Consider the following 21,937-nt stretch of genomic DNA (forward strand, 5'->3'; position numbering starts at 1 on the left):
CCCTGTGAGCGCGTCCGAATCGCCGCTGAGCGCCGCGCCTCGCCTTGGCCGCCTGCGGGACTGGGCCTTGGGGCTCGGGCTGCTGCTTGCGCTGATCCTTGCGGTCCACTTCAGCGTCGGCTGGGGGCCACTGCTAGCTCCGTGGCTTTCACTGTCGTCTTGGCTGCTGGCCTGGCTCTTCCTGCTGTCGGCGCTCAGCTATGGTCTGCGGGCCTATCGTGTCTACGACTACTTCCGCCCTCGGCTCAAGGGCGACTTCCCGGTCGTCCTGCGACTCTCGGTGCTGCACAACACGGCCAACAATCTGCTCCCCATGCGGGCGGGGGAGCTGGTCTTTCCCTGGCTGATGCGACGCTATTTCGGGCACGGCATGCTGGAGTCGACCGCGGCGCTGCTGTGGATGCGTCTGCTGGACCTGCACTTCCTGGCCCTGGTCGCACTCCTGATCCTGAATCTTCGTCATCCGTCCTGGCTTTGGTGGGGGCTCGCGGGGCTGTGGCTGGCTGGACTGGGGCTCATCCTGCTGTCCGGGCGAATCGCTGGCTCGCGCTGGCTTCAGGGAGCGGCGACGTGGCGCGCGACGCTGCGACGCGCCCTTGGCGCCGCGCCTCGCGACGCCTGGCTGCTGGTGCGCGTCTATCTCTGGACGGGCCTGATCTGGGTACTCAAGCTCGCGGCCTTCACCAGCGTGCTCAAGTTCTTTCTGCCGCTCGACCTCGGGCGCTTGTTGGCCGGGGTGCTGGGGGCCGAGCTGTCGAGCGTCCTGCCTTTCCATGGCGTCGCCGGCAGCGGCAGCTACGAGCTGGCGGCGGTGGCCGCGCTCCTGCCCTTCGGGGTCGATCCCGAGCTGGCGCTCGCCGGTGCCGTCAATCTCCATCTCTTCCTCCTGGGCGTCACCCTCGTCCTCGGTGGACTGGCCCTTTTGCTGCCGAAGCGGGCAGGGCAAGCCTCCGAGCCCTGAGCGCCGTCCGTTGCCAGGAATACCTGAGTGTATTTGTCGAAGCTAAGCTTTGATAAAAACTATTGATGGTTTCTGAAGAAAGCCTATATTCTGATGCGCTGCACAAAAGGCGCATCCTGGCGATGCTCGAGATCCTTCGGGGCCCTTTGTGTCTTCATCGCGACAATCGCGGACTCGGCCCTGCTCACGCGCACTGAGCGAATCTCCTCAGCTCTGCATCGGTCGAGCGCCCGCGGCTCATCAAAGGTCCGAGAATGCAAACATCCAGACCCGTCTTCCTGGACTTGTGGCGCATCAAGCTCCCGCTGCCAGGACTCGTTTCCATCCTGCATCGCCTTAGTGGCGTGCTCATGATTTTGTCCATCCCCGTCGCCGCCATCCTGTTCCACCAGGCGCTGTCCAGTCCCGAAGGATTCGCCGCGACGGCCGCCTTTCTGGATTTTTGGCTGATCCAGCTGGCGATCTTGGCGTTGACTTGGAGCTTGCTTCATCACCTGCTGGCCGGCATCCGTCATCTGGGTCTGGATATCGGCGTCGGCTTGGACCGCCCGGTTGCGCGCAAGACCGCCTGGGTCGTTCTCATCGGCGCACCCGTCCTGCTGGTCATCGTCTTGGCGTTGGGAGGCTAAAGGCATGAGTCGACAAGCTTCGGGTCTGATGGCCTGGCTGATGCAGCGCGCGACGGCCGTCTACCTCGCGCTCTTTACCACCTATCTCGTCCTGCACTGGCTGCTCAATGCGCCCGCCAGCCACGCCGACTTGGTGAGCTGGGTGACGCATCCGGCCGTGGCCATGGGTCTGGTCCTCTTCGTGCCCGTCGTGCTGGCACATGCCTGGGTCGGCATGCGCGACGTGCTCATCGATTATGTGCACATCCTCGGACTGCGTGTCGGTCTGATGCTGGTGTTCGGATTCGTCTTTCTCGCCTCGGGTCTCTGGGCCTTGAAGGCCATCATCACCGCTGGGATCGGAGGCTAGATCGCGGATGAGTCTACCAACACGCCATTTCGACGCCCTGATCATCGGTGCCGGCGGGGCCGGACTGAATGCGGCGCTGCAGCTCGCGAGCGCGGATCTGCGGGTCGCCGTGGTCTCCAAGGTCTTCCCGACGCGCTCCCATACGGTCGCCGCCCAGGGCGGTGTGAATGCCGCGCTCGCCAATGTGCTGCCAGACTCCTGGCATTGGCACATGTTCGACACCGTCAAGGGCTCGGACTACCTCGGCGACCAGGACGCCATCGAGTTCATGTGCCGCGAGGCCATCCCGACGGTCTACGAGCTGGAGCACGCCGGCGTGCCCTTCTCGCGGCTCGACAACGGCAAGATCTACCAGCGCGCCTTCGGCGGGCAGAGCCAGAACTTCGGCGGCGATCAGGCCGCGCGCACCTGCGCCGCGGCGGACCGCACCGGCCATGCCATCCTGCACACCCTCTATCAGCAGAACATCCGTGCCCGCACGCACTTCTTCGACGAGTTCTTCGCCGTCGACCTGGTGCGCGATGCCGACGGCATCTGCTCCGGCGCATTGGTGCTGGAGATCGAGACCGGCGAGCCTCTGCTGATCGAGGCCAAGGCGACCCTGCTGGCCACGGGCGGCTGCGGCCAGGTGTTCCGCACCACGTCCAACGCCCACATCAACACGGGCGACGGTGCCGCCATGGCGCTGCGCGCCGGCATCCCGCTGATGGACATGGAGTTCTTCCAGTTCCACCCGACCGGCATCGCCGGCAAGGGCATGCTCATCACCGAGGGCGTGCGCGGCGAGGGCGGCTATCTCATCAACAAGGACGGCGAGCGCTTCATGGAGCGCTATGCCCCGCGCGCCAAGGACCTGGCCAGTCGCGACGTGGTCTCGCGCGCCATCGTCACCGAGGTGAAGGAAGGCCGCGGCTGCGGCGAGAATGGCGACTATGTGATGCTCAAGGTCGATCACCTCGGCGAGGCGGTCATCTCCAAGCGCCTGCCGGGCATCCGCGAGTCGAGCAAGGTCTTCGCGGGCGTGGATCCGGTCGTCGAGCCCATTCCCGTCTTCCCGACCGCGCACTACGCCATGGGCGGCATTCCCACCGACCGCTTCGGCCGTGTCGCCGTCCCGGCCGGCAAGGGGGAAGAGGTCGTCGTCGGCCTCTATGCGGCGGGCGAGTGCGCCTGTGCCTCGGTCCATGGCGCCAACCGGCTTGGCGGCAACTCCCTGCTGGACATCCTGGTCTTCGGGCGTCTGGCCGGGAAGGACATCATCGACTTCGTCCGCGAGAACCCCTACAGGCGTGCGGCCGATTCGGAGAGCCTCGACACGGCCATGTCCCGTCTCGCGCGCTGGGATCAGAAGGGCGACGGCATCTCGGTTCAGGAGATGCGCGCCGAGGTGCGCAAGTGCATGGAGGACCATGCCGGCGTCTTCCGCACCGAGGAGATCATGCAGGAGGGCTACAAGAAGCTCTGCGAGCTGCGCGAGCGCATGCCGGAGGTGCGGCTCCGCGATCACTCCAGGGTGTTCAACACCGCACGCGTCGAGGCCCTGGAGCTGGAGAACCTGATGGACGTGGGCATGTCCATCGCCGTGTCCGCGCTGCATCGGCAAGAGAGCCGCGGAGCACACTCGCGGCCGGATCATCCGGAGCGGAACGACCAGGCCTGGCTCAAGCACAGCCTCTATTCCATGGAAGGCGATCGCATGGACTACAAGCCCGTGCGCACCAAGCCCTTGACCGTTGAGTCCTTCCCGCCGAAGGAGCGTGTGTACTAATGAAGATCAGTGTTTATCGCTTCAATCCGGAGACGGACAAGAAGCCGCGGATGCAGGACTACGAGATCCGCACCTTCCAGGGCATGATGCTGCGTGACGCCTTGCTGGAGGTGAAGGAGCAGGACGAGACCTTCAGCTTCCGCCACTCCTGTGGCGAGGGCGTCTGCGGCTCGGACGGCGTCAACGCCAACGGGCGCAATGTGCTCTCCTGTGTCACGCCGGTCGCCGAGCTCAAGACGCCGATCGCGGTCCGTCCGCTGCCGGGGCGTCCGGTCATTCGCGATCTGGTCGTCGACATGACGCAGTTCTACGAGCAGTACCGCGCGGTCAAGCCCTACCTGGTGCGCAAGGATCCGCTGCCGGAGCAGGAGATCCTGCAATCGCCGGCCGACCGCGACAAGCTGGACGGGCTCTACGAGTGCATCCTCTGCGGCTGCTGCTCCACGTCCTGTCCGTCCTTCTGGTGGAACCCGGACAAGTTCCACGGTCCCGCGGCACTGCTGCAGTCCTGGCGCTTCCTGGCCGATACCCGCGACCAGGCGACCGAGGAGCGGCTGGATGCCTTGGAGGGTCCCTACAAGCTGTTCCGCTGCCACAGCATCATGAACTGCGTCGAGGTCTGTCCCAAGGGGCTCAACCCCACCCGGGCCATCGGTCACATCAAGGAGCTGATGCTCGACAAGGGCCTCTGAGTGACCCAGACCACCATGGATGATGATGAGCAGCTCCGGCGTCTGCGCTGGCAATGCCGGCGCGGCATGCTGGAGCTGGATCACCTCTTCAGCCGCTTTCTCGAGCTGGGCTATGCGGACCTGACGCCGGCCGATCGTCTGCTCTTCACGGAGCTGCTGCGCGAGCAGGATCAGGATCTGCACAACTTGCTGATCTCGCGCTCCGAGCTGCCCGAGGCCAGGTACCGCGAGCTGATCGAGCAGATTCGCGCGGTGGCCTCGGAGTCGGGCGGCTAGCCGCCGGCCATGGGCTCGCACCAGGACTGGCCGCCACTCGTCATCCGACCCAGGCTCTCGCGTCACTTGGCGCTCTTTGTCGCCGCGACTCACCTCTTGGCCTTGCTGTCCGTCTGGACGCTCCCGCTTGGAATCTACCGTCTGCCCTTGGGGCTGCTGGTACTGGCGAGCTTCGGCCTCGTCCTCTATGCGCAGATCCTGCGGCGGGCACCCTGGTCCATTCGGGCCGCGGTTTGGCAGCCGGACGGCGACTGGCGCCTGGTTCTGCATTCGGGGCGGACGCTGACCGTCGCGCTGACCTCCGCCACCTTCGTCTCAGTACCCTTGGTCATCCTGAATTTCAGGCTGGGCCGCTGGCGTCGCTATGCGCTGCCCATTGCCCGCGATGCGCTCGACTCGGAGCAGCTCAGGCGCCTGAGACAGCGGCTGCGGTTGCAGGGCGTCACCAAGGCCGATGCGCTCGGCTGAATCGAATACAATGCCCCGACTTTTGTTAGCGGGAGAAGAGGGGCAATGCGAGCTCTGGTGACGGGCGGCGCCGGCTATATCGGCAGCCATATCTGCGTGGAGCTCTTGCATGCGGGCATGCAAGTTGTCGTCGTCGATAGCCTCGCGACCAGCACTGAGGATTCGCTGCACCACATCCGCGGCATCACGGGAAAGAGCCTCGGCTTCATTCAAGCCGATGTTCGAGACCGCTATGCCCTCGAGGAGATCTTCTCGCAGGGCTCCTTCGATGCGGTCGTGCACTGCGCCGGCCTCAAGTCAGTGGATGCGTCGGTGAGCAGTCCACTGGATGACTACCAGAACACTGTGACAGGGACGCTGACGCTCTGTCAGGCGATGGCCGCAGCCGAGGTCAAGACGCTGGTTTTCACCGCGTCGGCCGCGGCCTATGGCGAGCCCGCCTCCGTGCCAGTCCGTGAAGATGCCCGGCTTCAGGCCGCGAACCCCTGCGGTCGCGCCAAGGGCTTTGTCGAGGACGTATTGCGAGATCTGCATGCGTCCGATCCGAGCTGGAGGATCGGCCTGATGCGCTGCTTCAATGCGACTGGTGCGCATCCGAGCGGTTGTATCGGAGAAGATGCGCGGGAATCTGCGACGAGCTTGCTGTCGGTCATGGGGCAAGTCGCGCTGGGCAAACTGCCCAGCCTGTCCGTCTTCGGCAACGACTACCCGACCCCTGATGGCACAGGCGTGCGCGACTACATCCACGTGGTCGATCTGGCGCGAGGGCACCTGGCCGCGCTGCGGCGCCTGCAGGATTCCCCCGGCGTCCTGACCTGCAATCTGGGCACTGGCAGGGGCTATAGCGTGCTGGAGATGGTCGCCGCCTTCGAGGCCGCCAGCGGCAAGCCGGTGCCCTACGAGATCGCCGCGCGCCGCCCGGGTGACATCGCGACCTGCTACGCGGATCCGACTCTGGCGCGCGAGGAGCTTGGCTGGCAGGCCGAGCACGGCATCCAAGAGATGGTCGCGGATGCCTGGCGCTGGCAGTCCGCCAATCCCAACGGCTACGACTAGCGCGGCAGGGTCAGCCTGACGCGGGCGCCGCCAAGCGCGCTTCGGTCGATCTCCAGACGTCCTCCATAGGCCGTGCAGATCTCGCGGACGATCGCGAGCCCGATCCCATGGCCTGGCGTCGACTCGTCCGCACGCGCGCCGCGCTCGAGCAGCCGCGCAACCTGGTCTTCCGGGATCCCAGGCCCGTCGTCCTCGATGCAGAGCGTCCAACTCGATTGCTCCTCGGCGCTCCGAAGGTGGATCTGACCGCGGCACCACTTGAAGGCGTTCTCCAGCAGATTGCCGAGCATCTCCATGAGGTCGCCTTCCACCCCACGAAAGAGCAGTCGCGCGTCGATCTCTGCCGCCACCGAGACCGCCTTGTCCCGATGCACCTTCTCGAGGGCGGCGATCAGGCGTCCGGAAGCCTCGCCGACGCGGACGGGCGGCGCCAGGGCGACGGTGCTCTGGGCACCGGCGCGGGCGCGCTGCAGTTGGTAGTCGACGATATGCTGCATGCGCCTGAGCTGCTCTTGGATCGCAGCCTCGGTCGATGCCGGCAGCTTGCCCTCTTCGAGCGTGCCCCGCACCAGGGCGAGCGGCGTCTTGAGGCTGTGGGCCAGGTCGCCGAGCGTGTTGTCCAGTCGGCGCTGTCTGGCGCGCTCGTGGGCGAGCAGCGCATTCAGGTTGTCGGTCAGGGTCTGGATCTCGTGCGGGTAGCGTCCGAGGATCTGGGACTGTCGGCCCGACTCGATGATTCGCAGTTCCTTCGCCAGGTGCCGCAAGGGCTTGAGTCCCCAGCGCAGCACCAAGACCAGGCCGACGAGCATGAGCAGGCTCATGGCCCCGAGCCAGGTCGCGAGGCTGGTGCGGAAGCGCGCGACCTCGCGCTCGGCCGCCGTGCTCTCCTCGGCGACGACGAAGCTGTAGTCCTGGGGAACGGCCCCGGTCGCCCAGGTGACGCCGAAGGCGAGCACCAGGTAATCCGTGCCGTCGGGCGAGGTCCGGCGCTCGAAACGCCGCTGGCCGGGCGCTAGCGGCAGGGGTGTCGGCGTCTCGAGGCCGAGCGCCGAGGGCGAGCGCCACACGGGATCGCCGAGCGCGCTCAGCACCTCGGCATAGAGCCCCGAGCTTGGCAGCGTCAGGCGCGGCTCCGCGAGCGCGTTAGGAAAGACCAGACCACCCTGGCCTTCCTCGCCGACGGCCATGAGCAGGAAGATCTGCGCTTGAAGCCGCTCCTCGCGCGCCGCAATCACGGCCTCGCGCACGGCCCGCTCCAGGGCGAGGGCGGTCAGCAGGACGAAGAGGGTCAGCACCGCGGCGGCCGAGAGCAGCACGCGCGCGCGCAGCGATCTCATTTGCCGGTGCCGTCGCCGGACTCTGAGCCAAGGCTCAATCTGTACCCGCGGCCGCGCAGCGTCTCGATCGGGCTCAGCTCCCCCTTGGGGTCGAGCTTGCGCCTCAGGCGACCGACCAAGACCTCGATGACATTGCTCTCCCGATCCTCGTCGTGAGGATAGAGGTGGTCGGCCAGCGCCTGCTTGGACAGCACCTTGCCACCACTGGTCGCGAGCTGCTCGATGAGGCGGTACTCGTAGGCCGTCAGCTCGATCTCCCGCTCATCGACCCAGACCTGCTCGGTGTTGAGATCGATGCGCAGCGGGCCGACACGCAGCTCGCGCGAGGCGGTGCCGGCAGCGCGCCGCGTCAAGGCCCGCAGCCGCGCGATCAGCTCCTCTTGGTGAAAGGGCTTGACGAGATAGTCGTCGGCTCCGGCCTCCAGGCCCTCCACCTTGTCTTGCCAGCGGTCCCGCGCGGTGAGAATGAGGATCGGCAGCAGACTCTGCTGGGCACGCAGCCGGCGGATGATCTCCAGACCCGACATGCCCGGCAGCCCAAGATCGACCACGGCCGCGTCGAAGGCGTACTCGGTGGCCAGATAGAGGCCCTCGGGGCCGTCGCCCGTGCCCTCCGCGCGCCAGCCAGTCGCGACAAAGCGGTCTAGTATCTGGCGGCGCAGCTCAGGCTCGTCTTCGATGATCAGGACGTTCATGCTAGATCGGATGATTGGAACCGCAAAGACGCGAAGGACGCGAAGAGAGAAGAGGGCTCGCCTTGTGTGGGCTCTTCATTCTGGTTGTGACGGCCGCGCTCTCCGCGGCTCGAGTGCGTCTTCCGAGCGCGTCGAAAGAGACCGCGAGAGGCGCAGGGGCCAGCGGGGTGGACGAGCGAGCGCGACTGTGAGAGTCATCCAAGCGCACCGCGAAGATCGCAGATTGGTGTAGGTTGGGCCGAGGCAGGAGGCCCAACAATCAAAGCGTTAGGCTAGCCGCCATGTTGGGCTTCGTACCTCAGCCCAACCTACGCAGAATTTCTTCACAGTCTCGAGCGCCAAGTCCACCGAATTCCGCTCAGTTGCTCGGGACGAAGACGAAGCGCACCTTGCCCTCAGGCGTCAGAACCTTTACCTGGAAGCCGCCATCCGCGGGCTTCACCGCCAGCACCCGCCCGCCGCCGGTCTGTTGGCGAGCGATCTCGCTCGCCTCGGCCGCGGTGCGCGCGCCGCTGAGCGCCATCGGCGGGAAGCTGGCGCCAAGCAGTGCGAGGGCCATGCAAACGACCTTGGTGATCTTCGAGATACGCATGGTGACAATGGCTCTGCGAGGTCAGAAAGACAGCCGGAATCTAGCACATTCCCGCGGCTTGGCGCTTGTGGGAGCCGCGGCTGGGGCGCACTGGGCGCAGCGCGTCAGGGCTGGTGGCGGCTGACGACTGCGCTCGGTGCGTCTTGGTGGCGCTGCCTCAGCGATAGATGATGGTCAGGCCATTGCCCAGATCGAGGCGCGCCGGCGGGGCGCGATGCACGAAGCGAAGGGGGCGGTGCGGTGCATCGACGTAGATCTTGGAGCGTCCCTTATGATGCTTGCCGTGCCCATGGCGCCACTTGTTACGTCGATGGCTCCACTTGTCGGACCCATGGTGGTGACGGTTCGCGTGCTTCGGCGGCGGCGTCCAATGCGCTTCTTGGGCGTCATGCCAGCGATCCAAGCGCCCGTGAGCCGAGGCGACAGCCGGCAGCATGAGCGCAGTGGCGAGGGTGGCGACGGACATCAGGGTCAATAGACCTGTGGTCTTCGGGCATGGTGTCTTCACAGTACGATCTCCTCTCGTTGAGAGACGGGACGCTGGTCTTCCCGTCTTGGAGGAGATCCTACCTAGGGCATCCTGAATGCCTGCTGAATCAGCGCCGCGTCAGCAGAATCAGGTCGTCGCCGCGTTGGATGCGCAGGCTGTAGAGACGCTTCGACTTGCGCAGCACGCTTGCGATATCCCGCAGACCGCCGATCCGCTGACCGTTGACCTGGATGATACGGTCGCCTTCGCGCAGACCCGCGTGCCAGGCCGGGCTGTCGGCCTTCACCGTGCCGACCGGAACGGCCGGGATGTTGTCCTGGAGATTGAGCTCGCCCAGCACGGCGCCTTCGAGGCTGGGGGCGATCCGCTCACCTGGGAGGAAGTCTGCGTAGGGGTCCGCAACCCGACCCTCCAGTCGGCGCAGGCGGCCCTTGCGGATCAGCTCCAGGTCGACCCTTTCACCGACGCGCAAGAGTCCGAACTGGTTGCGCAGGTCGGTCGCGCCGCGCACCGGCTTGCCGTTCAATGCCCGGATCACGTCACCTGTCTTGATACCGGCCTCGTGCGCCGCCGAGCCGTCCTCGACGGAGGTCACCAAGGCGCCATCGCCATCGGGTACCTCCAGGGCGCTGGCCAGCTCGCCGGTGAGATCCTGCACACTGACACCGAAGAGCCCGCGCCTGACCGTGCCGAACTCGACGAGCTGCTCCATGATGGCGCGGGTCATGTTCACGGGAATGGCGAATCCGATGCCGATGTTGCCGCCGCCGGGTGCGAGGATGGCCGTATTCATTCCAACCAGCTCGCCCCGTAAGTTCACCAAGGGGCCGCCGGAGTTGCCCGGGTTGATGGAGGCGTCCGTCTGAATGAAATTCTCGTAGCCCTCGATCCCGAGACCTGTGCGGCCCAGACCGCTCACGATTCCGGAGGTTACCGTTTGCTTGAGCCCGAAGGGGTTGCCGATGGCGACGACGAAGTCGCCGACCCGCAGCTGATCCGAGTCGGCGAGCGGCAGGGCGCCCAGCCCCTCGGCGGGGATGCGCAGAACGGCGACATCCGTCTCCGGATCAGAGCCGATGAGTGTCGCCTCTAGGGTTCGGCCATCGTGAAGGGTCACGCGGATCTCGTCCGCCTTGGCGATGACGTGGTGATTGGAGAGCACCAGCCCGCGCTTGGCGTCGACGATGATGCCGGAGCCGAGGCTGTTGCCCTCTCGGCGCTGACGCTGCTGAGGAATATCGAAGAAGTGCCGAAAGAAGGGATCCCGCAGCAGTGGATGGTCCGCGGCCTCGATCCGGGTCACGGTCGAGATGTTCACGACCGCCGGCACGACGCGCTCCAGCATGGGGGCCAGGGTCGGCAGCGGCTGACCCTCGACCGCCGCAGGGAGTCCGGCCTGGGCTTGGGCGATGCCCGAGAGCAAGAGCAGGATGCAGCCAAGTCTGCGTAAGGCTTCGTGGAAATTCATGGCATGGGCGCGGGTTGCTGTCGATGGGTGCAAAACTTAATCGCCTCGGGGGCAAGGCGCAATGAGGTCGGGGCACACGAAAAAGCCGGGCAGATGCCCGGCTTGTCGTGAGGTCGACCACGCTGAATCGCGCGAGACTAGCCCGACACATCCTGCTGATGTCGCGCTTCCGGCATGGATGCCGTCGACACCAGCGGCAGGCGGGCTTGCCTTTGGGCTAAGGAGTGCTGACCTGGAGGTCAGCACGTCCGGGCCTGGGCGAGTGGCGCGGCATCGAGTCGAGCGCTAGGCGACCGCTCGCTTGGTCTCGCCCTTGATGAGGTGGTCGCTCTTGGTGCCGCCGCGGATCTCGATCTTGCGTGGCTTCATCGCCTCCGGGACCTCGCGGCGCAGCTCGACATGCAGCAGGCCATGCTCGAGACGGGCGTCGACGACGCGCACATAGTCCGCGAGCTGGAACTTGCGCTCGAAGCTGCGATTCGCGATCCCGCGGTAGAGGAAGCGGCGACTGCTGTCGGCATCCTCAGGGCGGCCGCCCGAGACGGACAGGATGTTCTCCTTGACCTCGATGGTCAGATCCTGCTCGGAGAAGCCGGCCACGGCCATGGTGATCCGGTAGTCGTTCTCACCACAGGCTTCGATGTTGTAGGGCGGGTAGCCGCCCGGCTCGGCGCGATAGGCATTCTCGAGCGCTGAGGTCATGCGATCGAAGCCGATCATGGAGCGCAGCAGGGGCGAAAAATCGATATTGGACATGGACATATCCTCTCGTTGAGCAATATGGAAAAGTGCGTTCCTCAGGGAACCGCATAGGCACAGACCTCGTTCGAGCGTCTGTGTTATGTAAAGTAAAGGTGCGCTTTCCGGATGTCAATACAGGGCGACGGCGGCGTCTCGCATCGCCCTGACGAGGGGGCTCAGGGGCGCTTGACGAAACGCGCCTCGGCTCTCCGCGCGTCATCCGGGGTGTTCAGGTTGAGGAAGGCCTCGGGGCAGTCGCTGAAGTCGGCCTGCGCGATCTGGTGGCGTCGCTGCCACAGCTCGACCTTGCGGTCGCCGGCGGCGAGGAAGTCGGCGAGGTCCGATGCCAGTGCGGCCGGGAGCAGGGCATGCAGGCTGTGGCGGCGCGTCCCGTCGGTGGCGATGGCGAGATCCGCGGTCCGCTTGGCGATCTCGGCCCCCAGTCGTCGGCCGAGGTCCGGGGGCGGGAAGGGCGCGTCGCAGGGCAGGGTGAGGATCCAGGGCGTTCGGGCGCTCCGCATCGCGCTGAGGACGCCCGCTAGAGGCCCATTGAAGCCGGGCTCGCTGTCGCGGACGACCGGGAGGCCGTAGCGGCTGTAGCTGTCGATGTTGCGGTTGGCGCTGATCAGCAGGCTGCCGACCTGGGGCGCCAAGGCGTCGATCGCCCATTCCACCAGGGCGCGATCGCCGAAGGGGAGCAGTCCCTTGTCGCGCCCGTCCATCCGTCGCCCCGCGCCTCCGGCGAGGATGACCCCGGTGATGTCGTCGAGAGAAATCGCGGTCATGAAAAACTGGCTGCTGGAAGCTGGTCGCTCTTTTCAGGGGCAATGGCGGCGAGGCCTCTTTGCCCCGCCGCAGCGCATCGCCTGTCGGGTCAATCGATCACGACGCGGGCGTTCAGGCGCTGGATCGGGCGATTGTTCGGGTGACCCATGATCTCGGAGAATTTACTGATCTGGTCGTGGGATGCGGCGACGGGCTCCTTCATCACCAGCCAGACGACACCCTCGGTGCAGGGTGGTGTGGTGAGCGAGCCGTTGAACCTGTAGTAGTCGCGGTTCTCAGGCAGCAGCCCCTCGGCGGACGCCTTGTGCGCCAGATGCACGCTCTGGTCCGCGTGGTCCGGGATGACGCTCCAAGGCTCGGCCAGTGCGCCGTTCTCGGCGCCTTCCTCGAACATCACCGCAATCACCGCGAGATTCCCGTCCGCGTCGGCATGAACCAGATGGGCCTCCATCGGATACTCCTTGCCGTTGATGTGATTCTCGCTCGGGGTGTGGAAGTGGAACTGCTTGAGGGCGTAGTCATGGCCGTCGACGGTGATTCCGCTGCCGGCCTCGTAGTTGATCTGGATGGTGTGGCCGTTGTTGACCTCATCGCTGCCGCCCGGCGCGTAATGGAAGCCGATCGGTGGGAGATTGGAGTCGACGATGTGCGTGAGATCGACGGGGGACTGGTTCTTGCCGCTGCTGCAGATCCTGAAGTTGGGGTCGATCTCTCCCCAGTGCTCCGGCCCGCTCGCGCCCTCATAGCCCCAGTGTACAGGATGATCGGCGGCGACTGCTGTGCCGCTGGCCGCCATGGCGAGAGAAAGGATCAGGGATTTGTGAGACATGGGTCTTCCTCGTCTTTTTTGGTTAGTGGAAATGGTTGCGGAGTCTGGCTCCGTAGAGACCCCGAGCAGGGCGGACAAGCGCAGCCCAGTCCGCCAACACCGGCCGGCAGGAGCCATGATCGAGGTCGTGCGACCAAGGATGAGAAGCTCGAAGCCGATAAGAGACTGACGATAGTTAGTGCCAATGCTCTTCGTGAGCGCTTGGCTCAGCTCACGCCCAACTTGCCCGCGTTGCGGCCGACGCTCGCCTGACGCCTTTTTTGATGCGGCGGCAAGGCTGTGGTAAGCGGCCGCGCCCCATGAGCTCACTCGACGAAGGGAGTCGCCCAGCGAAGGAGGCCGTCGCCGAGGGGCGTCGTCCGGCCAGTGCGGTCGCCCCGAGCAAGTAGGACACGACGGTCAAGCCTTGAACCGAGATCCGGCGGTTGGGCGGGATTCACCATCCTGGCCTTGGGTGTCCTGAGCGTCGGGCAGCTCTATGCCGATCGGTGCTGCAGATGCGGGCAAGGCGGCTGAGCCGGCAGCGAGCGCTGGTTGATCGGCGCATCGACTCGCCTTAGAGCTGACCCGGCGGCCTCGGCCGCTCGGGTCTCGCCTCATCTGGGCAATCAGCCGTCAGTGACCGCTTGGCCCCGAATCGAGCTGGTCAAGACTCCAGCGATACCCCTAGCTCTGCAGCTGATGGCGCTCGAAACTGCCGCCGTCGAGTACGGTCCGTGCCGCGGTGCGCGGCGTCGTCAAAGCCCTCGCCGCGCGGGTACCGCCGTCGCCGCGGGCCTGCTTGGACATGCGCGCATTCCCAGCGCCAGCCCCATCGGCCTTGTTCATACGTGCCTGGAAGGCGATCAGCAAGCCAACGGCCAGCGCCGCCACCGCCAGGTGTCCCAGCTCCAGCTCGTAGGCCCCGATCAGGCCGGCAAGGATGAGTGGGAGATGCCAGAGCGTCTTCGCCAGCGGTCCTTCGCCGGACGACGCCTTCCCATAGGCGTGAGCGTGATTCATGGGGCGCCTCGCTTGGACTCATGTCTTGGATCTCAGGACAGCCTAGCGGAGGCCCGGTCAAGGGAATGGGAAGGCAAGGTTAAGGGAGCGTTAAAGCAAGAGGAGCCGTCAGCCGCCAGCGATCCGCTTCCAGCTGTTGGTTTGCCGAGGTGTCCGATGGTTGAGGTCTTCACCCTTCGAGTAACCCTGGGTAAGTGCCGCAAGCTGGCCGCCGCTTCAGGTCAAACCTGCTCCGAATCAACCCTATCTGTGGGCTGGAAGACCAGGCTTGCCCTGGTGCCACCGCCCTCCCGGTTACTGAGTCGGACCGCCCAGCCCTGCTTGGCGCACAGTCGCTGGACCAATGACAGCCCAAGCCCGGCGCCGCGGCTGTCGCTGCCGCGCACGAAGGGCTGGAAGAGATCCGCACCGGCTCCGGGATCCAGTCCTGGCCCAGTGTCCTCGATGGCGACGAGGCCGGACGCGACCCGCAGTCTCACATGCCCTTCCTGGGTGAAGGCGAGGGCGTTGCGCAGCAGATTGCCGAGTACCATGGACAGCACGGCCCGGTCCGAGCGCAGGCGCGGCCGTGCATCCACCTCCAGCGTCAGCTCGACCGGCTTGCCGGGAAAGAGGTTGCGGTAGCGCTGGACCAGCTCTTCGGCCACGGCGGCGACATCGCAGTCGAGCGCACCCTCGGAGACGGCCTCCTGCTCCCGCGCGAGCGCCAGCAGCGCCTCCGTCATCTCCCGCATCTCGGCGACCGCGCGCGCGATCCGTGTCACGCGCGCGCGGTTGCGCTCACCGAGGCTGGGATCGGATTGCAGCAGCTCGGCCGCGCCGGCGACCACCGTGAGCGGCGTGCGCAGCTCGTGACTGACATCGGCGGTGAAGAAGCGCTCGCGCTCGATGAAGTCGTGCAGTCGGGTCAGATAGGCGTCGAAGTCCGCCGCGAGCTGCTGCACCTCCTGCCAGGGAAACTCGCCCGCCAGCGCCCGCGGCGGGTCCTCCGGCCGCTGCGCGGAGACGCGCCGCGCCAGCGCGGTGACCGGCGAGACCACCACGCAGGCCAGCCAGCGTCCCGCGAGCGCCGAGACCCCGGTGACCAGCACGACACTCAGGGCGAGCAGCAACAGGAAGATGCGCTCGCGCTTGCGCAGCGCGCTGACGTCGAAGAGGACGACGAACCGCTGATCCTGGACGACGCGCACGGCGGCTCGATAGCGCTTGCCCTCCAGCGTCAGCTCGTGGCGACCCGGTCCGAGCGCCGCGACCTCAGGCGGAATGGGCATCGTCCCGCCCTCGGACGCGACCACGAAGGCGCGGATGGTCGCCGTGCGCTCCGGCAGGGACTGCGGGTTGCGCTGACGCCGCGCGACATAGTCGTCCAGCTCGGCGGTCAGGGTGTCGTCGATCAGGCGGCGCTCCAGGTCGTGCGAGGCGACATACATGAAGGTCGCGAGCGTCAGGCTGACCGCGCCGCTGAACGCCGCCAGGGTGACGGCGACGCGGCGGCGCAGGCTGCGCCTAGCGGTCATGGGGCTCGGCGAGCTGGTAGCCGATGCCGCGCAGGGTATGCACCAAAGGGGTCTCGGCGTCGCGATCCACCGCGCTGCGCAGCGCGTGGACATGGGCGCGGAGGGCGTCGCTGTCCGGCGGGTTGTCGCCCCAGATCGCCTGGGCGATCTCCTCGCGGCGCACCACGCCAGGGGCGCGCTGCATCAGCAGTTGCAGCATGCGCAGCGGAATGGGCGCCAGCTCAAGCCGGCGGCCGCCACGCTCCACGCGCAGTCGGTCCGGGTCGAAGGTCAGGTCGCCGACCCGCAGCAGGCTGCGCGGCATGGCGCGCTTGGCCCGCCGCACCAGCGCCGTCAGCCGCGCCTCCAGCTCGGGCAGGTCGAACGGCTTGACCAGATAGTCGTCCGCGCCATGCTCGAAGCCCCCCAGCTTGTCGGCGAGCGTGTCGCGCGCGGTCAGCATCAGCACGGGCAGGTCCCGCCCCGCCTCGCGCAGCCGGCTGCAGACCTCCAGCCCGTGCATCCCCGGAAGCATCAGATCCAGCACCATGGCGTCATAGTCGCGCTCCAGCGCGAAGTTGAGCCCGGCGAGCCCATTCTGCGCCAGATCGACGCTGTGCCCGCGCGCGTCGAGGAAGTCGCTCAGATTCCCCGCCAGATCCGGATTGTCTTCGATGATGAGGAGATGCATGGCGTCGACTCAGATCGGAGCTTGGGAGGTTGAACCGCAGAGACGCAAAGGGCGCGAAGGAAAGAAGGGGCTGTCGGACCCGCAGTTTTCGCTGTTGCGCAAGGGTGCCGATGGCGCGACAGGCCGACATCCCTGGGAGCGTCGCCCTCCAGGGCGACGGGAGCCGAGGCGCCGCGCCCGGTCTGGAGCCCTGAAAGCCGATTCAGACTAACCGAAATCCGGCCGCCGATCCCGCACCGCCAGCGTTCAGTCGGCACTCATGCGGCCAGGCATGGATATCGCCATCAGTTATAAAAAAGAACATCAAATCATTTTCCAAGTTCTACCGGCTTGCCCAGACTTTGGATGTCCGCGAAGGCCGTGATCGCCACTTGGACCCGTAGGGTGGACGAGCCAGAGCGAAGTCCACCGAGCCCCGCGTCGGCGCTGGTGGACTGCGCTGCGCTTGTCCACCCTACGTAGACTGGAGAGTGGTTTTCTAGCCGCAGAGAGCCCGAAGCGCGCAGAGGATGTCGGTAGGTCGCGGGATCCATCTTGTCCACCGAGCGGGCGGAATCTGCGCATCGGCCAATGCATCTGCTCTCTTCGCGTCCTTGGTGCCTTTACGGTTCGGCATCGATCGCCGATCGGAACCGTCGCGTGGACGAGCCAATCGATGATCGACGCTTGCAGCTCAACCTGCCGACCTTCGATCGAATGGGAGATTTCCATGAACGAGGCATTGCGGAAGATGGTGTCACGGAAGATGGTGTCAGGTCTTGCCTTTTGTTGGACGTAACGCCCGCCGTTTGATCCCCCCAGCCACAGCCCGCGCCTCGGTCGGATCCTCCGGCCAATGATGCTTGGGATAGCGCCCGCGCAGCTCCTTGCGGACTTCGGTATAGCCGCGTGCCCAGAAGCCGGCGAGGTCTTGGGTGACCTGCATGGGGCGGCGGGCGGGGGAGAGGAGGTGGAGCAGGACGGGGACGCGGTCCATGCAGACGCGGGGGGTGTCTTGGAGGCCGAAGAATTCCTGGAGCGGGGCGGCGAGGACGGGGATGTCGCCGGTGCTGTAGTCGATGGGGCGTTTGTTGTCGGCGGGGGTGACGAAGCTGGTCGGTGTCTCCTGGTCGAGCCGTTGCTGCTGGTCCCAGCCCAGGCGGGCGGTCAGGAGGGCGGCGAGGTCGAGCTGGCGGACGTCGCTCAGGCGGGTCTTGCCGTCGAGCCAGGGGGCGAGCCACACAACTAAGGTGGCGAGGAGTGCGCTGCCGGAGAGGTCCGGCCAGTCGCCGCTCGGGTCGTGCTGGCGCATGAGGGCGACGCGGGCCTGGAGCTGGCGCGCGGCAGCGGACCAGTTGAAGGCGCGGTCGGGCTGCTCGCGGATGCGCTCGAGGAGCAGGGCGGTCGCGTCGTCGTCCGGTTGGAGCGGGACGGGCTTGGACGCCAGGGTGATGGCGCCAAGCCGGCTGACCTCGCGGCAGGCGACGGCCTCGCGCTCGGGCTCCCAGGCGACCTCGCGGGCTTGGGTGATGCGGGTGTCGAAGAGGGTCTCGATCTCGGATGGCTCGAGGGGCAGGGCGAGATGGATGCGCCCGTCGCGGCCCTTGGCGTCCAGCTCGGGGACGACGAGGTAGGGATGGATGGCGAGGGCGTCGTCGCGCGGCAGGATGGCGCCGCCGCCTGAGGCGAGCAGATAGCGGTCGTCCGCGCCCGCGCGCCTTTGGGCGACGCGGTCCGGGTAGGCACGGGCGAGGAGGGCGCCGGGCGATCGCTCTGGGTTGGATGCCTGCGCCTCGGCGCGCTCGACGAGGCGCGTCAGCTGGGCCGATGCCCGTCCGACGGCGGCGAGTCGGTTGCGGTCCATGTCGCGCGGCGTCTGCTTGGCGCGGGACGCCTCCAGGGCGTGCAGCCGCAGACCGAGGTCGGCGGGTCGGGAGCGGTCCGGCGCGGTCAGGAAGGGATCGCGCTCGGAGATGAGGGCACAGAGGTCGGCGGCGGTCTGGCGGTCCGCGGCGGATGCGCTCAGCAGCATGACGGCGAGCCTGGGGTGCACCGGCAGCTCCGCCATGGCGCGGCCGAGGCGGGTGATGGCGCCGGTCTCGTCCAGCGCGCCCAGGGTGCGCAGCAGGTCGAGCGCCTGCGACCAGGCGGGCGCGGGGGGCGGGTCGAGCCAGGCCAGGTCGGTCGGGTCCTTCACGCCCCAGAGCGCCAGCTCCAGGGCGAGCGGGGCCAGGTCGGACTGGAGGATCTCGGCGGTGCGGTGCTCGGGCCGGCCATGCTCTTGGGCCGGCGTCCACAGCCGATAGCAGACGCCCGGCCCGAGCCGCCCGCCGCGCCCGGCGCGCTGCTCGGCGGAGGCGCGCGGGACGGCCTCGGTGACCAGGCGCGTCAGTCCGGAGCCGGGATCGAAGCGCGGCTTGCGGGTCAGCCCGGTATCGACGACGACGCGGATGCCCTGGATGGTGACACTGGTCTCCGCGATGTCGGTGGCGACGATGACGCGCCGCCGGCTCCCGTCTCCCGGCAGCAGCGCCTGGTCTTGCTCGGCGGAGGGCAGGCTGCCGTGCAGGGGCAGGATCTCGGCGGTCTCATCGACCGAGGCGCGCAGCCGTTCGACGCAGCGGTTGATCTCGCCGGTGCCGGGGAGAAAGACCAGGACATCGCCCGTCTCCTCCGCCAAGGCGCGTCGGACGCCGGCCAGCGCGGACTGCACGATGTCCCTATCCGGCGCCCGGTCCGCGTAGCGCACCTCGACCGGGAAGCTGCGGCCCTCGCCCCGGATGATCTCGGCACCGCCCAGCAGCGCGGCGACCGGCTCGGCGTCCAGGGTGGCGGACATCACCAGCAGCCGCAGCTCGGGCCGCAGGCTTCGGGCGACATCCAGGGTGAGCGCGAGGCCCAGGTCGGACTGGAGGTTGCGCTCGTGAAATTCGTCGAAGATCACCAGCCCGACGCCTTCCAGTCCGGGGTCGCGCTGGAGTCGGCGGGTGAGGATGCCCTCGGTGATCACCTCGATGCGGGTGCGCGGGCCGGCGCGGCGCTCGAAGCGGACCTGGTAGCCGACGCGCTCGCCCAAGGGCTCGCCCAGCAGGCTGGCCATGCGCGCGGCGGTCATGCGTGCCGCCGGGCGTCTGGGCTCCAGCATGAGGATGCGCTGACCGGCCAGCCAGTCCGCGTCCATTAGGGCCAAGGGCACCTTGGTCGACTTGCCCGATCCCGTTGGGGCCTGCAACAAAGCGTGACCCTTTCGAAGCGCCGCGCGCAGCGGATCCAGCACCGGATCGATCGGTAGCCATTGATTTTCTTGGGGTGGATTACTCTGGGGCATGCTGGCCTGGGCTCTCGGGACGCTCGCGCCGGCTTGGTTGCGAATAGACGATTCGTGAATGAACGCCGCGTGCCGCGTGATGGGCGAGGGTCGGTTTGTCTATGGAAACTAGTTGCGTTTCATGTGCTTATGCTTAGCGCGACTGCTGCTTCCTACAATGGTCCGAGCGGTGGTGATCAATGCGCGGTGATCAACGCGCGATGGTGATCAACGCGTGTCTATCGATTCGGTTTGACATGACTTAGCGCAAGCGGAATGCGCGTATCGGGCAGCAGGTTGGTCAACGCTGTCTATACTCGACAGACAGGTCAATCAACCGGATCCGACCCTACTCATGGCCCGTCTACCCCGCTTCGTTATGCCTGGATATCCGCAGCACGTCATCCAGCGCGGCAACAATCGTCAGCAGATCCTCTTCGAGGAGGAGGACTACTGGTTTATCTGGGACAAGATGGGCGTTGCCGCCGAGAAGTTTCAGTGCGAGATCCACGCCTACGTCTTGATGCCCAACCACTTCCACCTCTTGCTGACGCCCTATCTCGAGAACGGCATCGGCAAGCTGATGCAGTACGTCGGCCGCTACTACGTCCAATATTTCAACAGCCGCTATGACCGCACCGGGACGCTCTGGGAAGGCCGCTATCGTGCCACCTTGGTCGATCCCAAGCACTACCTGCTGGCGGTCGGGCACTATGTGGAGGCCAACGCGGTGCGCGCCGGGCTGGTCGGCACCCCTGGCGATTACGGCTGGTCCAGCTACGGGGCCAACGCGGAAGGCATGGACGACAATCTGGTCACGCCGCACCGCGAGTACGAGCGGCTCGGCCGCAGCGCCAAGGCCCGCCGCGAGGCCTATGCCGTGCAGGCCGAGAAGCCGCTGCCGGACGCGGAGCTCAAGCAGATTCGCGATTGCACCAACAAGGCGTGGGTGCTCGGCAGCCCCGAGTTCTGCAGCCAGATCGAGGGCCTGCTGAACCGCCGTGCCCTGCCGCGGCCGCGCGGGGGAGACCGCAGATCCGAGGCCTATCGACGGAGCGTCGGTCGCGCGTGAGCGGCGAGGCTGCGATCGTCCATTCGCCCGACGAGGCGGATGAGTATTTTATGGTCGAGGGCTGTTTCATCCTGGAGTCTTGGAACAGCCCCGACGACCCCGCCGTTTCCATCGCGCGCGCCCGGGTCGAGCCGGGCGTCACCACCCGGCTGCACCGGCTCGCGGGCATCGTCGAGCGCTATCTGATCCTGACCGGCCAGGGCGTCCTCGAGGTCGGGGGGCGGCCGCCGCGAGAGGTCGGTGTCGGCGATGTCGTCTACATCCCGGCTGGATGCAGCCAGCGGATTCGCAACCCTGGCGAGTGGGATCTGGTCTTCCTCGCCATCTGCAGCCCGCGTTTCGAGCAGTCCGCCTATCGGGATATCGACCCTGCACCTCTGGCCTGATCGGGGCATGGCCACTTCAGGCCAAGACGCCAGCTCGCGCCCGCCGATTGCAAGGGTGCGCGCGGGCACCGATCTCTTCGGGAAGCGCATCGTCAGATCGTCATCGAATCCTGGTATTGATGTGGCCTGACGCGGCTCCCGGATCTGGATCTATCTGAGTCTTTCTCCCATGCAGGATCACCCCAGCTTGTCGTCCGAGGCGATGGACGCCATCGAATCCATTTTTCATCTCTACGACCCGCCGCTGTGGCTGGTGACCGCGCGCGCCGGCGAGCGCCGGGGCGGGCTGATCGCGACCTCTGCGGTCCGCGCCTCCATCGTTCCCGAGCTGCCGCGCATGCTGATCGCCATCGCGAAGCAGCACCATACTTGGGAGCTGATCCAAGCCTCAGGGGGCTTTGCCTCGCACCTGCTGCGCGCCACCGATCTGGGGAGCGTGTGGCGGTTTGGGCTTGCGACCGGGCAAGACACCGACAAGCTCGCCGGTTTGAGCGCGAGCGAGACGCCGGAGGGCAATCCGCTGTACCTTGAAGCGGCGGCCTGGATGGATTGCCGGGTCGAGACCAGCATGGACATCGGCGATCGCAGCCTCTACCTCGCCGAGATCCTGGGCGGGCGCCTCCTGACGGAGGGGCCTGTGCTGACGGTCGCCGGCCTGATGCGCGATGCTCCGCCGGAGCGCAAGGCCGAGCTGGATCGCCTCTATGCCAGGGACCAGGGCATCGACGCCGCCGCGATTCGCGCCTGGCGAGGGGATTCGCCGGACCCCTAAGTCGCACCCCCGTTATTGATCTTCATCCTCGAAGGAGCCTCCAGCGCCTAGCCGTTGGCTTGCCGCGCTTTCCGATTCCCGAGGCCTTCACCCGC

The 21,937-nt window shown here is 66.8% G+C and carries 23 protein-coding genes; 11 read left to right on the forward strand and 12 right to left on the reverse strand.

What is annotated here, in order from left to right; genetic code table 11:
* The first annotated feature begins 4 nt into the window (after positions 1–4).
* The 8 genes from G3446_RS04535 to galE all read left to right on the forward strand — a co-directional run bounded on the left by G3446_RS04535 (position 5) and on the right by galE (position 6,199).
* The gene (locus tag G3446_RS04535; RefSeq protein WP_164451221.1) at positions 5–961 is read left to right on the forward strand and encodes a lysylphosphatidylglycerol synthase domain-containing protein; all 957 of its coding nucleotides are present in this window, start codon (positions 5–7) and stop codon (positions 959–961) included.
* A 254-nt stretch (positions 962–1,215) separates the two neighbouring features.
* A complete protein-coding gene (gene sdhC, locus G3446_RS04540; protein WP_164451222.1) occupies positions 1,216–1,590 on the forward strand; it encodes a succinate dehydrogenase, cytochrome b556 subunit in 375 nt (124 codons plus the stop codon).
* Positions 1,591–1,594: 4 nt separating this feature from the next.
* Entirely contained in the window at positions 1,595–1,939 is a 345-nt protein-coding gene (gene sdhD, locus G3446_RS04545; protein WP_164451223.1) for a succinate dehydrogenase, hydrophobic membrane anchor protein, read from the forward strand.
* Positions 1,940–1,946: 7 nt separating this feature from the next.
* Entirely contained in the window at positions 1,947–3,707 is a 1,761-nt protein-coding gene (sdhA, locus tag G3446_RS04550; protein ID WP_164451224.1) for a succinate dehydrogenase flavoprotein subunit, read from the forward strand.
* Positions 3,707–4,399, forward strand: a complete 693-nt coding sequence (locus G3446_RS04555; protein ID WP_164451225.1) for a succinate dehydrogenase iron-sulfur subunit — start codon at positions 3,707–3,709, stop codon at positions 4,397–4,399. Before sdhA ends, G3446_RS04555 begins: the two co-directional genes overlap by 1 nt.
* Entirely contained in the window at positions 4,400–4,675 is a 276-nt protein-coding gene (locus tag G3446_RS04560; protein ID WP_342450036.1) for an FAD assembly factor SdhE, read from the forward strand.
* A gap of 9 nt (positions 4,676–4,684) precedes the next feature.
* Positions 4,685–5,143 (forward strand): protein YgfX, encoded by a 459-nt coding sequence (locus G3446_RS04565; RefSeq protein ID WP_164451226.1) that lies wholly within the window; start codon positions 4,685–4,687, stop codon positions 5,141–5,143.
* Positions 5,144–5,188: 45 nt separating this feature from the next.
* Positions 5,189–6,199 carry a UDP-glucose 4-epimerase GalE gene (gene galE / locus G3446_RS04570; protein ID WP_164451227.1) on the forward strand — a complete coding sequence of 337 codons (1,011 nt, stop codon included), beginning with the start codon at positions 5,189–5,191 and terminating at the stop codon, positions 6,197–6,199.
* Here galE and G3446_RS04575 read toward each other — a convergent pair.
* The 12 genes from G3446_RS04575 to hrpB form a co-directional block, all read right to left on the reverse strand.
* Positions 6,196–7,536: an ATP-binding protein gene (locus tag G3446_RS04575; protein WP_164451228.1), complete on the reverse strand. Its 1,341-nt coding sequence runs from the start codon at positions 7,534–7,536 to the stop codon at positions 6,196–6,198. The genes galE and G3446_RS04575 overlap by 4 nt on opposite strands.
* Complete coding sequence (locus G3446_RS04580) at positions 7,533–8,231, reverse strand: response regulator transcription factor (RefSeq protein WP_164451229.1); 699 nt, start codon at positions 8,229–8,231, stop codon at positions 7,533–7,535. The genes G3446_RS04575 and G3446_RS04580 overlap by 4 nt, the downstream gene beginning before the upstream one ends.
* A gap of 358 nt (positions 8,232–8,589) precedes the next feature.
* Entirely contained in the window at positions 8,590–8,823 is a 234-nt protein-coding gene (locus tag G3446_RS04585; RefSeq protein ID WP_164451188.1) for a hypothetical protein, read from the reverse strand.
* 157 nt (positions 8,824–8,980) lie between these two features.
* The gene (locus G3446_RS04590; protein WP_164451230.1) at positions 8,981–9,331 is read right to left on the reverse strand and encodes a hypothetical protein; all 351 of its coding nucleotides are present in this window, start codon (positions 9,329–9,331) and stop codon (positions 8,981–8,983) included.
* Between the two features lie 88 nt (positions 9,332–9,419).
* Complete coding sequence (locus G3446_RS04595) at positions 9,420–10,781, reverse strand: DegQ family serine endoprotease (RefSeq protein ID WP_164451231.1); 1,362 nt, start codon at positions 10,779–10,781, stop codon at positions 9,420–9,422.
* A gap of 285 nt (positions 10,782–11,066) precedes the next feature.
* Positions 11,067–11,537, reverse strand: coding sequence for an Hsp20 family protein (locus G3446_RS04600; protein WP_164451232.1), 471 nt, complete (start codon positions 11,535–11,537; stop codon positions 11,067–11,069).
* A gap of 161 nt (positions 11,538–11,698) precedes the next feature.
* On the reverse strand, positions 11,699–12,307 hold the full coding sequence (gene mobA / locus G3446_RS04605) for a molybdenum cofactor guanylyltransferase MobA (RefSeq protein WP_164451233.1): 609 nt from the start codon (positions 12,305–12,307) through the stop codon (positions 11,699–11,701).
* Positions 12,308–12,396: 89 nt separating this feature from the next.
* A complete protein-coding gene (locus G3446_RS04610; protein ID WP_164451234.1) occupies positions 12,397–13,137 on the reverse strand; it encodes a carbonic anhydrase in 741 nt (246 codons plus the stop codon).
* Between the two features lie 666 nt (positions 13,138–13,803).
* Positions 13,804–14,139 (reverse strand): hypothetical protein, encoded by a 336-nt coding sequence (locus G3446_RS04615; protein WP_164451235.1) that lies wholly within the window; start codon positions 14,137–14,139, stop codon positions 13,804–13,806.
* A gap of 221 nt (positions 14,140–14,360) precedes the next feature.
* A complete protein-coding gene (locus G3446_RS04620) occupies positions 14,361–15,656 on the reverse strand; it encodes a sensor histidine kinase (RefSeq protein ID WP_164451236.1) in 1,296 nt (431 codons plus the stop codon).
* Positions 15,646–16,326, reverse strand: coding sequence for a response regulator transcription factor (locus G3446_RS04625; RefSeq protein ID WP_164451237.1), 681 nt, complete (start codon positions 16,324–16,326; stop codon positions 15,646–15,648). The genes G3446_RS04620 and G3446_RS04625 overlap by 11 nt, the downstream gene beginning before the upstream one ends.
* A gap of 751 nt (positions 16,327–17,077) precedes the next feature.
* A complete protein-coding gene (gene hrpB, locus G3446_RS04630; protein WP_164451238.1) occupies positions 17,078–19,633 on the reverse strand; it encodes an ATP-dependent helicase HrpB in 2,556 nt (851 codons plus the stop codon).
* 334 nt (positions 19,634–19,967) lie between these two features.
* On the opposite strand from hrpB, the gene G3446_RS04635 reads away from it, so the two are divergent.
* The 3 genes from G3446_RS04635 (at position 19,968) to G3446_RS04645 (ending at position 21,842) form a co-directional block, all read left to right on the forward strand.
* The gene (locus G3446_RS04635) at positions 19,968–20,684 is read left to right on the forward strand and encodes a transposase (protein WP_164451239.1); all 717 of its coding nucleotides are present in this window, start codon (positions 19,968–19,970) and stop codon (positions 20,682–20,684) included.
* Between the two features lie 50 nt (positions 20,685–20,734).
* Positions 20,735–21,070 (forward strand): cupin domain-containing protein, encoded by a 336-nt coding sequence (locus G3446_RS04640; protein ID WP_164451270.1) that lies wholly within the window; start codon positions 20,735–20,737, stop codon positions 21,068–21,070.
* Positions 21,071–21,239: 169 nt separating this feature from the next.
* The gene (locus G3446_RS04645) at positions 21,240–21,842 is read left to right on the forward strand and encodes a flavin reductase family protein (protein WP_164451240.1); all 603 of its coding nucleotides are present in this window, start codon (positions 21,240–21,242) and stop codon (positions 21,840–21,842) included.
* Positions 21,843–21,937: the final 95 nt, after the last annotated feature.

This window comes from Thiorhodococcus minor, from assembly GCF_010820565.1.
In the GTDB taxonomy this organism is placed as follows: domain Bacteria; phylum Pseudomonadota; class Gammaproteobacteria; order Chromatiales; family Chromatiaceae; genus Thiorhodococcus; species Thiorhodococcus minor.